Origin of the sequence: Pseudonocardia sp. HH130630-07, from assembly GCF_001698125.1 — a bacterium.
Lineage (GTDB): Bacteria > Actinomycetota > Actinomycetes > Mycobacteriales > Pseudonocardiaceae > Pseudonocardia.
In genome coordinates, this window is sequence record NZ_CP013854.1 from 1,780,022 (window position 1) to 1,793,234 (window position 13,213).

The 13,213-nt window shown below is 74.8% G+C and carries 17 protein-coding genes; 7 read left to right on the top strand and 10 right to left on the bottom strand.

Going from position 1 to position 13,213, the window contains the following annotated elements; genetic code table 11:
* Positions 1-150: 150 nt before the first annotated feature.
* On the top strand, positions 151-873 hold the full coding sequence (locus tag AFB00_RS08535) for a GntR family transcriptional regulator (protein WP_231974283.1): 723 nt from the start codon (positions 151-153) through the stop codon (positions 871-873).
* A 25-nt stretch (positions 874-898) separates the two neighbouring features.
* Here AFB00_RS08535 and AFB00_RS08540 read toward each other — a convergent pair whose 3' ends face one another.
* Positions 899-1,975 (bottom strand): pyridoxal phosphate-dependent aminotransferase, encoded by a 1,077-nt coding sequence (locus AFB00_RS08540; protein WP_068796779.1) that lies wholly within the window; start codon positions 1,973-1,975, stop codon positions 899-901.
* 170 nt (positions 1,976-2,145) lie between these two features.
* Between AFB00_RS08540 and AFB00_RS08545 the strand changes: the two genes are divergently transcribed.
* The 3 genes from AFB00_RS08545 (at position 2,146) to AFB00_RS08555 (ending at position 4,813) form a co-directional block, all read left to right on the top strand.
* Positions 2,146-2,769, top strand: coding sequence for an ABC transporter ATP-binding protein (locus AFB00_RS08545; protein ID WP_197519800.1), 624 nt, complete (start codon positions 2,146-2,148; stop codon positions 2,767-2,769).
* Between the two features lie 98 nt (positions 2,770-2,867).
* Complete coding sequence (locus AFB00_RS08550; RefSeq protein WP_156819447.1) at positions 2,868-4,160, top strand: DUF6297 family protein; 1,293 nt, start codon at positions 2,868-2,870, stop codon at positions 4,158-4,160.
* 47 nt (positions 4,161-4,207) lie between these two features.
* Positions 4,208-4,813: a hypothetical protein gene (locus AFB00_RS08555; protein ID WP_068796781.1), complete on the top strand. Its 606-nt coding sequence runs from the start codon at positions 4,208-4,210 to the stop codon at positions 4,811-4,813.
* 3 nt (positions 4,814-4,816) lie between these two features.
* Here AFB00_RS08555 and AFB00_RS08560 read toward each other — a convergent pair whose 3' ends face one another.
* Together AFB00_RS08560 and AFB00_RS08565 are read right to left on the bottom strand one after the other, a co-directional pair.
* Positions 4,817-5,026: a hypothetical protein gene (locus tag AFB00_RS08560; protein ID WP_068796782.1), complete on the bottom strand. Its 210-nt coding sequence runs from the start codon at positions 5,024-5,026 to the stop codon at positions 4,817-4,819.
* A gap of 12 nt (positions 5,027-5,038) precedes the next feature.
* Complete coding sequence (locus AFB00_RS08565; protein WP_068796783.1) at positions 5,039-5,593, bottom strand: TetR/AcrR family transcriptional regulator; 555 nt, start codon at positions 5,591-5,593, stop codon at positions 5,039-5,041.
* 90 nt (positions 5,594-5,683) lie between these two features.
* On the opposite strand from AFB00_RS08565, the gene AFB00_RS08570 reads away from it, so the two are divergent.
* Both AFB00_RS08570 and AFB00_RS08575 read left to right on the top strand, forming a co-directional pair.
* The gene (locus tag AFB00_RS08570; protein WP_068796784.1) at positions 5,684-6,619 is read left to right on the top strand and encodes an SDR family NAD(P)-dependent oxidoreductase; all 936 of its coding nucleotides are present in this window, start codon (positions 5,684-5,686) and stop codon (positions 6,617-6,619) included.
* Positions 6,620-6,688: 69 nt separating this feature from the next.
* A complete protein-coding gene (locus AFB00_RS08575) occupies positions 6,689-7,219 on the top strand; it encodes a DUF6886 family protein (RefSeq protein WP_068796785.1) in 531 nt (176 codons plus the stop codon).
* Here the strand turns inward: AFB00_RS08575 and AFB00_RS36080 are convergent.
* Genes AFB00_RS36080 through AFB00_RS08590 form a run of 3 tightly spaced genes read right to left on the bottom strand, consistent with a single transcriptional unit; the run spans position 7,216 to position 8,724 of the window.
* Positions 7,216-7,737, bottom strand: a complete 522-nt coding sequence (locus AFB00_RS36080) for an IS5 family transposase (RefSeq protein ID WP_442965863.1) — start codon at positions 7,735-7,737, stop codon at positions 7,216-7,218. The two genes, AFB00_RS08575 and AFB00_RS36080, sit on opposite strands and share 4 nt — an antisense overlap.
* On the bottom strand, positions 7,661-8,113 hold the full coding sequence (locus AFB00_RS36085) for an IS5 family transposase (RefSeq protein WP_442965844.1): 453 nt from the start codon (positions 8,111-8,113) through the stop codon (positions 7,661-7,663). Before AFB00_RS36085 ends, AFB00_RS36080 begins: the two co-directional genes overlap by 77 nt.
* 59 nt (positions 8,114-8,172) lie before the next feature.
* Positions 8,173-8,724, bottom strand: coding sequence for a TetR/AcrR family transcriptional regulator (locus AFB00_RS08590; RefSeq protein ID WP_068796786.1), 552 nt, complete (start codon positions 8,722-8,724; stop codon positions 8,173-8,175).
* A gap of 132 nt (positions 8,725-8,856) precedes the next feature.
* Here AFB00_RS08590 and AFB00_RS08595 point away from each other — a divergent pair, with 132 nt between their 5' ends.
* Positions 8,857-10,437: a carboxylesterase/lipase family protein gene (locus tag AFB00_RS08595; protein ID WP_068796787.1), complete on the top strand. Its 1,581-nt coding sequence runs from the start codon at positions 8,857-8,859 to the stop codon at positions 10,435-10,437.
* Between the two features lie 22 nt (positions 10,438-10,459).
* Here AFB00_RS08595 and AFB00_RS08600 read toward each other — a convergent pair whose 3' ends face one another.
* The 4 genes from AFB00_RS08600 to AFB00_RS08615 all read right to left on the bottom strand — a co-directional run bounded on the left by AFB00_RS08600 (position 10,460) and on the right by AFB00_RS08615 (position 13,177).
* Complete coding sequence (locus tag AFB00_RS08600) at positions 10,460-11,146, bottom strand: YqeB family protein (RefSeq protein ID WP_068796788.1); 687 nt, start codon at positions 11,144-11,146, stop codon at positions 10,460-10,462.
* The gene (locus AFB00_RS08605) at positions 11,143-11,760 is read right to left on the bottom strand and encodes a TetR/AcrR family transcriptional regulator (protein WP_068796789.1); all 618 of its coding nucleotides are present in this window, start codon (positions 11,758-11,760) and stop codon (positions 11,143-11,145) included. The genes AFB00_RS08600 and AFB00_RS08605 overlap by 4 nt, the downstream gene beginning before the upstream one ends.
* Before the next feature lie 45 nt (positions 11,761-11,805).
* Positions 11,806-12,423: a maleylpyruvate isomerase family mycothiol-dependent enzyme gene (locus tag AFB00_RS08610; protein WP_068796790.1), complete on the bottom strand. Its 618-nt coding sequence runs from the start codon at positions 12,421-12,423 to the stop codon at positions 11,806-11,808.
* A gap of 73 nt (positions 12,424-12,496) precedes the next feature.
* Positions 12,497-13,177, bottom strand: coding sequence for a hypothetical protein (locus AFB00_RS08615; RefSeq protein WP_231974285.1), 681 nt, complete (start codon positions 13,175-13,177; stop codon positions 12,497-12,499).
* Positions 13,178-13,213 lie beyond the last annotated feature (36 nt).

Below are 13,213 nucleotides of genomic sequence, written 5' to 3' on the forward strand. Positions count from 1 at the left end.
TCCGTCGCCGGTCGTGGGGGCGACGCCGTGATGACGGCGGCGTCGCCTGGAGTGCACAGTAAAGAGCAACTGCGATCTCAGCAAGAGTCTCGTGTTGTCTCAGCTTGCCGACCACGGATTCCAGAAAGGTCCCGCTGCTAGTCTTCGACGGTGCGTCACGAGCCGGACCTGCTCCGCGATCCGCCACCGGCCGACCGGCTGATGGAGACCGCCTACCGGCGCCTGAAGCGCTCGATCATCGAGCTGGAGCGCCCGCCCGGCACCCAGTTCTCCGAGCAGGCGGTCGCCCGCGAGTTCGGCCTGAGCAAGACCCCGGTCCGGGAGGCGCTGGCCCGGCTGCACCGCGACGGGCTGGTCACCCCGCAGCCGCGGGCCGGCTACGTCGTCTCGGCGATCACCCTGAGCGACGTCGCCGACCTGTGCGCGCTGCGGTCGCTGCTGCAGTCCGAGACCGCGGCGCTGACCGCACAGCACGGGCTGGCCCCGGCCGACGCCGCCCGGCTGCAGGAACTGTGCGACGACGCCGAGTACGGCCAGCTCGGCGGCCCGCACTTCGAGGAGCGCTTCCGGCGCAACTACGTCTTCGAGTCGATCATCGCCAACGGGACGCGGAACGCCCGGCTCACGGTGGCCTCGATCGACGTCCTGGACGAGATCGAGCGGATCGTCCGGCTGGCGCTGCGCCTGGACCCGTCGATGCCCCCGGGCCGGATCGAGGAGCGCCGGGCGCTGGTCGAGGCGATCGTCGACCGGGACCCGGAGGCCGCCCGCCGGGCGATGGCCCGGCGGACCGCCTCCGCCCAGCGGGAACTGCTGGGCGCGCTGGCCGGGAGCAGCGCGGTGACCAGCATGTCCATCATGCTGCCGTCCTGACCCGCGCCGAGCAGTTCCGCGCCGGTCAGCCCAGGCGGCGGCCCAGCTCGGCGATCCCGGCCTCCGGCCCGCCGTAGAGCAGCCGGGCGTGGTCGGCCGGGCCGCCGAACGCGTCCCCGGCGAGCGCGACGATCCCGCGGCCGAGCAGCAGGTCCTCCAGCGCCCGGCCCGCGCCCAGACGACCGAGGTCGGCGAGCGCGAAGATCCCGGCGGTGGGCCGGACCACCCCGATCCCGGCCCGGCCCAGGACGTCGACGAGCAGGTCGCGCCGGGCCCGGAACCCGGAGAACACGGCGTCGAGCCAGTCCCGCGGCCCGGTGACGACCGCCTCGGCCGCGGCCTGCGGGATGTCCCCGACGTTGACCGCGTCCCACTCGAACGCCGTGTGCACCCGGTCCAGCAGGTGCCGCGGGGCGTGCACGTAGCCGATCCGCCAGTGCGTGAAGGCGTAGTTCTTGCTCAGACTCGTCACTGTGACGAGATCTGGGTGACGGTGGCGCAGGTGCTGCAGCGGGACGTAACCGGGCCCGTCGTGGACGTAGCTCTCGTAGGACTCGTCCGACAGCACGACCAGGCCACGGCGGGCCGCGAGATCGACCAGCGCGCCCAGCTCCGCGGCGTCCGGGGTGTGCCCGGTCGGGTTGTTCGGGTTGCACAGCAGCAACGCCCTGGTCGCCGGGGTGACCGCCGCCTCGAGGGCCGCCGGGTCCACGGCCCAGCCGTCCTCGGCACGGGTGCGGACGTGCACCGGGCGCGCCCCGGCCATGGTCACCATCCCGTCGAAGAAGTACGTCGGCACCGGGATCAGCACCTCGTCGCCCGGTTCCAGCAGCGCCCGCAGGGCGACGCTCATGCCGTGCTGCGCGCCGTGGGTGACCAGCAGCTCGTGCTCCGGGTCCGCGGCACCGATCGAGGTGGCGAGCGCCGCCCGCAGGGTCGGCGACCCGCGGCTGACCCGCGGGAACGGGACACCGGCCACCCGGCGCACCGCCTCGACGACGTGGTCGGGCATCGGCAGGACCGGGACCCCGGCGAGATCCACCGGATCCGGGCGGGACGCGCCCCGCTCGGCGAGGGACAGGGCGGGAAGGCGTTCGAGCATCGACGACTCCTGATGACGGCGCGCCGGGGCGCGCGGGATGGCACCGGCACGGCCGGGGCCAGGGACACGCCGGCGTCGGTGTCATCAGGCCGTCGCGGGCGTCGGTGCGACTGTAGCGCGTCACCCGACCGCCCCCGGGCCGCACGACTAGGGTCCGTCGGCGGGAGGCGGTGCGCGTGCTGGAGATCGTCGACGTCGGCAAGACCTACGCCGGGACGGCACTCTTCTCCGACGTCCGGCTGACGGTGGCCCCCGGCACGGCGACGGCGCTGGTCGGGCCGAACGGCTGTGGGAAGTCCACCTTCCTGCGAGGAGTGCTCGGCACGGAACCGTTCGACCGCGGCCGTGTCCTGCTCGACGACGTCGAACTCGACGAACGCGATCCGGCTGTCCGGGCCGCGGTCGCCGCCGACATCGAGGAGCTGCCCGCATTCCCCGACCTGTCCGTGCGGGAACACCTCGAACTGCTCGCCCGCGCGCACGCCACACCGGATCCGGGCACCGTCGTGGACGCGGCGCTGCAGGAGCTACACCTGGTCCCCGCCGCCGACCGGATGCCGGCGACGCTGTCGAGCGGCCAGCGACGCCGGTTCGCGTTCGGCGCCTGGCTGGTCCGCCCCCGGCGGGTGCTCCTCCTCGACGAACCCGAACACCATCTCGACGACGAGGGACGGACCTGGCTGGCCGAGCGGCTGCGCGCCGAACGCGGCGCGGGAACCGCCGTGCTGTTCGCCTCGCACGACTCCGTCCTCGTCGAACGGGTCGCCGACGCCGTGGTCCGCATCGGCCGATGACCGGGGAACCGCATCCGGCGACCGGCGTCGGATGGTCGTCGGTCCGGCGGTTCCTACGCGATGCCCAGCGGGCGCGCACCGGCAGGACGGCGCGCGCCGTGGCCGGAACGGTCTACGAGATCCTGCTGACGAGCGCTGTCCTCGGCGGTGTCGCCGTCGGGCTGCTCGGCGACGCGTTCGCCCGGCTCACAGCCCCGCCGCCGACCGCATCGGGCCCACTGGCGCTGGCCGTCGCGACCGTCGTGGTGACCGGGCTGGGACTCGCCGCGATGGCCGTCGGGCCGCTGGTCGCCGACCCCGCGCGCGCCGGATGGCTGTTGCCGGCACCCGTGGACCGTGCCGGGCTGCTCGCCACATCCGCCCGGACGGCGCTCGCCCTCTGCACGGCCGGTGGGGCGGCCGGGTCGCTCGTCGTGGCCGGGGCCGCCGGCTGGGGACTGCATCCACTGGCTCCGGTCGTCGGCGCGCCGGCCGGCCTGGCGATCGGCGAGCTGGCGCTGATCCTGCAGGTGCACCGCGCCGTGGCCGTCCGCACCGCCGCGGTGGCCCGGGCACTGCTGATGACAGCGCTGCTCGCCGCCGGCGTGGTCGCGCTGACCGCGGCACCGGGCGTGGCGGTCCCGCCCCGTACCGGAGCGGCCGATCCCGCTACGGGGGTCGTCGCCGTCGTGGTCCCGACCGTGCTGTGCCTCGCGCTGGCCGTTCCGGCCCGCCGGGCGCCGCGCCGGATCGGCGTCCGGGACCTGGCCGCGGGAGCGCCGCTGCTGGCCGCGTTCCGGAGCGGGCTGCTCGAACGCGGTCTGGTCGCCGACGTCGTCCGGGAACGACGGCTACGCCGGCGCGGGCCCGTCCGATCCCGCCGGCTACCGGCCGGGCGGACCGCTGCGGCGATGACGGCCGCGTTCGTCGCGACCGGGCGTCATCGCTCCGCCGTCGAGCGGGTCGTGGCCGCGGCGGTCGTGCCGCACGTCGTCGCGCTGGTCGTCCCGCCGCTCCTGCTCCCCACGGTTCTCCTGGGCGCCGTGACGACGGCCGCCTCGGCGTGCTCCGGCGCCCTGACGACGGTCGCCCGGTCCCCCGCCCTGCGGCGGGCTCTCGGTGGCACGGACCGCGCCGTACCGGTCGCGTGCACCGTTCCGCCGGTCGTGGCCGCCGGACTCGTCACCGCCGCCGTCGCGCCGGTCGGTGGCTCGCTCGTCACGCTGACGTTGTTGCCGGTCGCCGCCGTCGCGGTGGTGGTGCGCGCCGCGACCCGTCCCGAACCGCAGCTCACCTCGACCCTGCTGGACACCCCGGTCGGGACCCTGCCGGTCGATCAGATCCGCGACCGGCTCGTCGGCGGGCCGGGGGTCTTCGCGCTCTGCGCCATCGTGCTGACGATGTCGGGGTAGCGCCCGCTGCCCGCGCCGCGTGACACCATGGCGTCCGGGGGTGGCAAATGGACCAGGACCCACGGCCCGGCGAGCAGGACGGCCCGGCCCGCGGCGGCGTCGTCCTCGCCGGGCCACCGGGCAGCGGACGCCGGACGCTCGCGTTCGCCCTCACCAGCCTGCGGCGAAGCTACGCCCACGTCCCCGGCCTGACGACCACCCCGCACCCACTGGTCGACGCCGAGCAGGTCCCGCCGTCCCAGCTGGCCGAACTGCGGTCGTGGGCCGCACTGGTGCACGAGTCCACGGTCGGCGGGACCCGGGTCGCGCACGACCGGGAGCGGGCGGACCGGCTCCGCGCGCAGGGGCGGACCCCGGTCGTCTGCGTCGCCGACGCCGACGCGCTCGTCGCGTTCACCCACGAGCCCGGCGGCTGGCTGACCGTGCTGCTGCACTGCCCGCGCGACCGTGCCGAGCAGCGGCTGCGGGCCGCCGGGCACGGGGCGTCACTCGACCGGCGGTGGTCCCGGCGCTGGGAACAGACCGCCGCAGGACTGCACCGGGCCGCGGAACGCGTCACGCTCGCACTGCGGTCCGACCGGCTGGACCCGCTGGACGCCGCCCGGCTCGTCCATCTCGCCGCCCAGGCCGACCCGCCCCGGTCCCGCGGGTAGGCGCTATCGGACCACCGCGGTGAACGGCTCGCCGGCGGTGAGCCGGGCGACCAGGTCCGAGGTCGCGGCACGCGACGAGCCGTACGGCGCCATCCAGCGGTTCACCGCGCAGGCCGCACGGGCGTACTCGTCGGCGTCCGCACCCGCGGCGCGCAGCCACTCGGCGAGGGTCACCGGCGGCGGCCCGTCCGGCTCGGCGAGGCAGCGGTCCACGGCGCCCAGGCGCTACCGCTCGGCCGGAACCACCGCCAGCCCGGCGAGCATGACGCCGAGCTGCAGCGCCCGGTCCTCCGGCGGGCCGATCCGGACCGCGTGCTCCACCCCGCAGAGCATCCGCTGGATCTGCTCGACGGTGACGTCGGGCCGGATCCGCCCGTCCCGCTGCGCGCGGGTCAGCACGGCGGCGAACGCCCCGGTGACCGACTCCAGCAACCGCCGGCTCTCCTGTTCCGGGGCAGCGGCCGCGACCAGCACCGCCTGCAGGCCGCCGTCGGCGAGCTGCAGGTCGAGCGCCCCGGTGAGGAACCGCTGCAGGGCCGGGAGCGGATCCGGCTCGTCCGCCATCTGCCGGGCGAGCGAGTCCAGGTTGCGCAACGTCTCCAGGCTCAGCGCCTCGACCAGCGCCTGGACGGTCGGGAAGTGCCGGTAGACGGTGCCGACCCCGACTCCGGCGTCCCGGGCGACCTCGTTGAGCCGCAGCTCGCCGACGTCGCGCCCGCGGGCGGCAGCCAGGATGCGCGCACGGCTGCGCCGGGCGTCGATGCGGGCGGCCGGGCTCATGGGACGCAGGTTACCGCTAACCGGATTATTCATCCACTTCGTGTACGGTCGCTAACCGGATAGTTCATCCGTATAGCTCTGGAGCGCACCGTGACCTGGAATCCCGCACACCTCCCGGACCTGACCGGCCGCACGTTCGCGGTCACCGGCGCGACCGCCGGCATCGGGTACTTCGCCGCCGAACAGCTGTCCGGGGCGGGGGCGCACGTCGTCCTGATCGGGCGCAACCCGGCCAAGCTCGGGCACGCCATGGCCGCGCTCGCCGTGCACGCGCCGCAGGGGACGAACGAGGAGATCACCCTGGACCTCGCCGACCTCGACAGCGTTCGGCGCGGCGCCGGGCGACTCGCCGCGCTGCCCCGCCTGGACGGCCTGCTGCTCAACGGCGGCTCGATGGACATGGGCCGGGCCGGGCGCGCGACCACCGCCGACGGCCACCCGATGCTGCTCGGCACCCATCTGCTCTCGGCCCTGGTACTGACCGCGGGTGCACTGCCCCGGCTGACCGCGACCGGGACCCCCGAGGATGCCGCCCGGGTCGTCTTCACCTCGACCGGCTTCGTCCGGCTGTTCCGGCAGCGGCTGAACGACGTCGCCGCCGTCCCCCGGCTCGCGGTCAACGCCTACACCAAGGCCAAGGCGCTCACCGAGGTCGTCGCCCGTGAGCTGGACCGGCGGCTGCGCGAGCGGGAACTGCCCGTCCGGGCGCTGCTCAGCCGTCCCGGAGTGGGGGTCGACGCCCGCACCCCGCGCCGCACCGGCATCCACGACGCGACCACCCGCAGCCAGCCCAACCCGATGACGCCGTGGGCGCAGGGCAAGGACACCGCGGCCTGGTCCGCGGTACGGGCCCTCACCGACCCGGACGCCCGTGGCGGCGACTACCTCGCCCCGACCGGCGCGCTGCGGGGCCGCCCCGAACCGGACACGAACCCGCCACCGAGCACCGTCGCACTCGGTCCCGCCGAGCGCATCCGGATCTGGGACGACCTGCACCGGCTCGCCGGGGTACCGCAGCCGGTCTGAGCGACCCCGGGGCCGGGCTCGGGGTCATCACCGAGGCGGGCGCCGCCGGCGCCCGCGAGGATCCTCCGGATGCGCCCCGATCCCGGCCAGGTCCTGCACTTCTCCGAGGACCCGACGATCACCGAGTTCGTCCCGCACGTCGCGCACACCGCGGCCCGGCCGGACGCGTTCGTGTGGGCCGTCGACGCCGGGCTGGCGCCGGCCTACTGGTTCCCGCGCCAGTGCCCGCGCGCGATGGCCTGGCGCACGCCGTCCACCAGCGACGACGACGCGCGCACCGTGCTCGGCACCGGCGCCCTGCCGCGCGTGCACGCCGTGGAGTACGCCTGGCTGGATCGCATCCGCACGGTCGAGCTGTTCGCCTACCGGCTCCCCGACCGGACCTTCCGGCCGATCGGGGAGCCCGAGCCGCACGCGGTCGTGTCGACGACGGCCGTCCGGCCGATCGGGCGGCCGGAGCCGGTCGGGGACCTGTTCGCCCGGCACGCCGACGCCGGGATCGAGCTGCGCGTGCTGCCCCGGCTCGACGCCTTCTGGGCCGCGGTCACGGCGAGCACCCTGGGGTTCAGCGGGATCCGGCTGCGGAACGCCCGGCCCTAGGGTGTGTCTCCCAATGCGCGGAGCCAGGTGACGATTGCCTTCAGGACGGCGCCGCCGCGGAAGGTCAGGGCGAGCTTGTCGTAACGGGTGGCCAGCCCGCGCCACTGCTTGACGTGGCAGAACCCGCACTCGACGACGTTGCGGTTTCGGTAGTCGACCGGATCGAATGCGGGCGGTCGGCCACCGCGTGAGCCCCGTCGTTTGCGGTGTCCCTGCTGGTCAGAGGGCTCCGGAATGACAGCGATGATCCGGCGCTCGCGCAGGTGCCGGCGGATCGCGCGTGAGGAGTAGGCCTTGTCCGCGCGCACGCGTTCAGGCCGGGTCCGGGGTCGTCCCGGGCCCGGTCGGGCGATGCTCAGGCGCGCCATCAGGTGCGGAAACATTGGCGAGTCGCCGCCCTGGCCGGGGCCGAGGAGGACCACCAGCGGGCGGCCGTGCCCGTCAACGAGCTGGTGGATCTTCGTCGACAGCCCTCCGCGGGACCGTCCCAGCGCGTGATCTGCTGGTTCGGCGAGCAGATTCGTGTAGTTCGATCCGGCCCCCTGTGTCGCGCTTGAGGGTCGCGGCGTGCTGGTGGGCACGGATGATCGTGGAGTCCACGCTGACCGCCCACCCGAGCACCTCGGCGGCGTCGGCCTCGACCAGAAGAGCAGCCAGGATGTGGTCCCAGGTGCCGTCGCCGCTGTAGCGGCGGTGCCGCTTCCACAACGTCTGCCACGGCCCGAACTCGGCTGGGACGTCGCGCCAGGGAAGCCCGCACCGATACCGGTAGATGATCCCCTCGATCACCCGGCGGTCATCGCGGAACGGGCACCCGCGACGACCCTCGGAAGAGGGCAACAGCGGCGCCAGACGGGCCCACTGGACATCAGTCAGGACAGCGGTACGCGGCACCGATCAAGCATCGCGCACCCCGCTCCGCCTATCTGGGAGACACGCCCTAGCGGTACCGGTCACCGGAGCCCGGCGATCCGCTGCAGCCCCGCGACCACCTCGTCGGCCGACGGCGCGTGCTCCGGGTCCGTGAGGTGCTGCAGCAGCACACCCGAGATCAGGGCCAGCTGGGCGGACCCGACGGACCGGACGTCGGCGGGGTCCAGCCCGTCCTCCGGTGCGGCGAGCAGGGCCGCGGCCAGCCCGGACCGGCCCTGCTCCAGGCTCGCGCCCAGCAGTTCCCGGATCGGGTCCGAGCGCTGGGCCAGCACCGCGGCCTCGATGCTCGCCGCGAACAACGCCCGGTGCGCGGTGAAGGACCCGATCATCCGCACCCAGGCGTCGCGGTAGTCGACGGCGGTGCTCATCGACGCCGCCACCGCCCGTCCCCAGTCCCCCATCAGGTCGTCCATCGCGCGGGTCAGCAGGAGCTCGCGGGAGCCGTAGTGGTAGCCGATCGCGGCCATGCTCACGTTCGCCTCGGTGGCGATGTCGCGCACGGTCGACGCCGCGTACCCGCGCTCGAGCAGGCAGCGCTTCGCGCCGGCCAGCAGGTCGTCCCGGTTCCCCACGGGGGCGGAGCCTACGGGATCCCCTGGTTTGGGCGATCGCATGATGCATATGCATTGCGCGTTTGCCCAAATCTCTGGCACCGTCGGACCGGCCGCCCCGCCGTTCCCGGCGCGGGGCCACCGGGAGGACCCATGCATCACCGTCCGAGCGCGGTACTGGCCGCCGTCGGAACCGCACTCGCCGTGCTGGCGGGATGCGCCGCCACCGAGCCGGTGGGCGCCGGGCCGGGCCCGGTGGTCCGCACCGACGCGGGGCCGGTCCGGGGGGCGGTCACCGGCGCCGTGCACACGTTCCGCGCCGTCCCCTATGCGGCCCCGCCGGTCGGTGGGCTGCACTGGGCACCGGCCCGGCCGCCGCAGCCCTGGACCGAACCGCGGGACGCGACCGCCCCCGGGCGGCTGTGCGCGCAGGACGGCCTGGAACTCGGCCGCCCCAGCACCGACGAGGACTGCCTCACCCTCGACGTCACCACCCCGGCCGAGCCCGGCGGTCCGCCGCGGCCGGTCCTGGTCTGGGTGCACGGCGGCAGCAACGTCGACGGCGGTGGCGGGCTCTACGGTGCGGCCCGGCTGGCGGCCGAGGGCGGGCTCGTCGTCGTCACGATCAACTACCGGCTCGGTGCGCTCGGCTTCCTCACCCATCCGGCCCTGCCCGGCGCCGACAACCTCGGCCTGACCGACCAGCAGGCCGCGCTGGGCTGGGTGCGGCGCAACGCGACGGCGTTCGGCGGCGACCCGGGCAACGTCACCCTGGCCGGGGAGTCCGGCGGCGGGGCGGCGGTCTGCACCCAGCTCGCCTCCCCCGCGGCCGACGGCCTGTTCGACAAGGCGATCGTGAGCAGCGCCGACTGCACGGCCACCTGGTCACCGGAGCGGTCCACCGCGCCCCGGCCGCACGAGATCGCGCAGCGGCGCGGGCAGGTCATCGCGCAGCGGCTCGGATGCCCGGACCCGGCGACCGCGGCGGACTGCCTGCGGAGCAGGCCGGTACCCGAGGTGCGCGCCGCCTCCGAGAGCGACGGCGCCGGCGTCGGCCCGGTCTTCGGCACGCCCGAGCTGCCGCGCGACCCGGCCGCCGTCCTGCGCGCCGGTGCGCTCCGCGACGTCCCTACCATGATCGGCTTCAACCGGGACGAGGAGCGCTTCCGGATCTACGGCGAGGAGCTGGGCCGCGGCCCGACCACGCTCGCCCACCTGCGGGACGAGGTGACCCGTCTCGACGGCCCGGACGCGCCGGCCGTACTCGCCGAGTACCCCTGCGCCGACGACGGCTGCGCGGCCACCACCCTCGCCGAGCTGCTCACGGCGCGGAACTACGCCCGCGGCGCCACCGACGCCGCGCACCGGTTGTCCGGCGGCGCGCCGGTGTTCGCCTTCGAGTTCGCCGACCAGCGGGCGCCCTGGTTCCGTGAGCTCCCACCGGCCCGGTTCCCGCAGGGCGCCTACCACACCGCGGAGCTGCCGTACCTGTTCGACGTCGACTGGGCCGAGCCACTCGATCCCCCGCAGCGGGAGCTGGCCACGGAGATGGTCGGGTACTGGTCGCGGTTCGCCCGCACCGGCGATCCGAACGGTGGCGACGCACCGGCCTGGCCGCCGCACACCGGGCCGGACTCGTTCCAGGTGCTCGCCCCGGGCCCCGGCGGGATCCACCCGGCGGCCGGTCTCGCCGAGCGGCACCACCTGGCGTTCTGGGCGGCACGGCCCCGGTGACCGGCGGCGCGCGCCGTGCGCCTCAGCCCGCCGTGCGCCAGTACTGCCGCTTGCCGTCCTCGCGGACGGCGACGCCGTGCCCGGCCAGTGCCCGCCGCAGCTCCCGGAGATCCTTCGCGTCGTCGGACTCCAGCGCGGCCTGCCGGACGCGCAGGATCGCGTGCGCGTCCACCGAAAGCCCTGAGCAGCCGTCGATCCAGCGGGCGAAGTCCGCCGCGTGGGGATCGGTCTCCGACCACCCGTAGCCGTGCGCCAGGAACGCCGACCGCAGCTTCCCGGAGGCGAGGTCGACGCGTTCCCGGGCGATCTCCGCCCCACCGGCACCCAGCAGCACCAGGTGTCTGGTGTCGACGAAGGCGCCGGTCACCGTGCCGTGCGGGAACGACGCCCGCTCGCCGGGCCGCGCGATCGTCACCGTGTCCTCGCCGACGGTGACCGTCACGACGTCGTCGTGGGCCATCAGCGCCAGCACCCCGCCGGCGAGCGCACCGATGACGGCGAGCACCACCGTGGCCGTCGGTCCGATCACCCCGGCCAGCTCGGTGATCTGCTCCTGGTTCGGGAACCAGGGGAGCACAGCGATCCAGCCCGGCACGTGGGCCAGCACGACACCGAGCAGGGCTCCGGCGGCCGGCAGGCCCACCCAGAGCAGGAGGTGCAGACCGATCCCGTGCCGGACGGTCGTCGGGGCGGCGGTCGCGTGTGTCATCCCTGCTCCTCGGTCGGTTCCCCGGTGGCGGACAGTGCGGCGACGAACAGACCGGCCCACTCGGCGGCGAGCGCCCGGTCGGAGGCCCGGTCCCCGGTCAGCAGCCGAGGCACCTCGCCCATCGCGGACATCAGGACGGTCGCGAACAGGGCCGGGTCGGTGCCCCGGAACTGGCCGTGCGCCTGACCCTCCTCGACGAAGGCAACGAGCTCGGCGGTGCCGCCGGCGTGGTTCCCGGCGACGGTGGCCCGGACGCCCTCGCCGCGGGCGTGCCGGCGGATCTCGGTCATCGCACTGATCTCGTCGCCGTGCTCGGAGCAGTGCCCGACGTAGCGCTCCAACATGCCCCGCAGCGCACCCGGGTAGCTGTCGGGCTCCGCGCCGTCGCCGGCCATCGCGGCGTCCAACCGGGCCTCGACGGTCTCGAGGACACTTCGCATCAGTAGGTCCCTGGTGCGGAAGTGGTAGGTGATCAGCGCCGGACTGACCTCGACGTGCGCCGCGATCTGCTTGAACGAGCTGGCCGCGTACCCGCGCTCGGCAAGGACCTCGATCGTCGCCCGGACGATCTGGTCCCGCCGCGCCCGCTCGACGAAGGACCCTCCTGTACGCACAACCAGAATCCTATACGCACAGACAGAATGATCGCCATGCGCTGCTCAGGGGCAGAGTTCCGGCACCCCCGGGCCGGTGAGCTCGTCCGCCCGCACCGGGCGTCCGGAGATCGCGAGCAGCAACGCGAGGGCCATCCCGGCCACCTCGGGACCGTCACCCAGGACGAGATCGGTGTCGGTCGCCGTCAGCCGCAGCCCCGCGACGCGCTCCCTGGCCCCGCCGAACGACGCCGACGTGCGGGCCTGCAGCCGCAGCGCCGGGAGCACGGCGGCGAGCGGGTAGGTCCTGCTGATGCCCAGCGGACGGCGGACGTCCTCGCCGTGCACGACCATCTCGACCAGGCGGGTGGCCGGCGGGGCGGGCGGTGTCCGGGTGAGCGGGATCGTGGCCGTCAGCCGCTCAAGGGTCTCCGCCGGGGACGCGCCGCGCTCCCGGGTGATGCCCGTCCCGTTCAGCCGGTCGAAGTCCATCCGCGCCCGGATCATCTGCCCGACGAACCGGGCCCGTCCGGTCCGGGCACCGTCGACGAGATGGGCGATCACGTCGTGCACGGTCCAGCCCGGGCAGAGCGAGGGCGTCTCCCAGGCGTCGCCGGTGATCGGCTGCAGGTCACGGGCGAGTGCGGTGCGCTCGTCGCGGACGAGACTCCAGACGGCGTTCACGGTCGTCCTCCGGCGGGGTGCGGTCGGTGTCGACGATCCGACCGCCCGGCGCGGGCGAACTCATCGCCGGGGCTCAGCCGCGCAGCAGCCAGTGCGAGCGCAGTGCCGTGGCACGTTCGAGGCCGGCCACGAACCCGGCGGCGGGCACCGCGACCTTCAGCCAGCCGGTCAGCGGCACCGGCGAGGTGAAGCGGCCGACGTGCTCGGCCACCACGTCGATCGTGGTGAGGGCGGCGGCACCGTTGAGCGCGCTGACGACCAGGACCGCGACGAGGACGGCCACGGACGCGATCCCCACCGCGGAGCTGGCCCGCGGGAACCGCTCGGCGAACCGTGCCCGCCGCCCCTCCTGCGACTTCGGGTGCGGGCTCAGGACCTGCGCGGTGCCGTCGTCGCGGACGTGGTGGATGCGCTTGACGCCGTACTGGTTCTTCGCCACCTCGATCACCCCACCGGGCACCGGGAACGTGACGGGCAGCCCGGCCCTGGCGATCTGGACGCCGTCCCGGTAGAGCGACGCCGGGCTGCGCCTCGTCGTGCTGTCCGCCGTGTGCCGGACGTCGACCTCGTAGAAGTGACCGTCCGGGAGCCGGAGGCCGAACACCGAGCGGGCGAACAGCTGCCAGAACCGGTACGGCTGCAACGGGGTCCCGTCGCCGGGCTTGACCTTCGACAGCTGCCAGCGACGCTTGTAGTCGGTGAACATCGTGCGTCCCTTCCGTTCCGTCGGGTGGGCCTGCTCGGCGATCGGCATGACAGGAACGTTAGGAACCTCGGCCGGTGCCCCGGA

Excerpts from the sequence above, each read along its gene's own strand:
- AFB00_RS08615 (WP_231974285.1), bottom strand. The coding sequence starts at position 13,177 with ATGCCGATCGCCGAGCAGGCCCACCCGACGGAACGGAAGGGACGCACG.
- AFB00_RS08575 (WP_068796785.1), top strand. The coding sequence starts at position 6,689 with ATGCGCCCCGATCCCGGCCAGGTCCTGCACTTCTCCGAGGACCCGACG.
- AFB00_RS08540 (WP_068796779.1), bottom strand. The coding sequence starts at position 1,975 with ATGCTCGAACGCCTTCCCGCCCTGTCCCTCGCCGAGCGGGGCGCGTCC.
- AFB00_RS08600 (WP_068796788.1), bottom strand. The coding sequence starts at position 11,146 with ATGACACACGCGACCGCCGCCCCGACGACCGTCCGGCACGGGATCGGT.
- AFB00_RS08565 (WP_068796783.1), bottom strand. The coding sequence starts at position 5,593 with ATGAGCCCGGCCGCCCGCATCGACGCCCGGCGCAGCCGTGCGCGCATC.
- AFB00_RS08555 (WP_068796781.1), top strand. The coding sequence starts at position 4,208 with ATGGACCAGGACCCACGGCCCGGCGAGCAGGACGGCCCGGCCCGCGGC.
- AFB00_RS08595 (WP_068796787.1), top strand. The coding sequence starts at position 8,857 with ATGCATCACCGTCCGAGCGCGGTACTGGCCGCCGTCGGAACCGCACTC.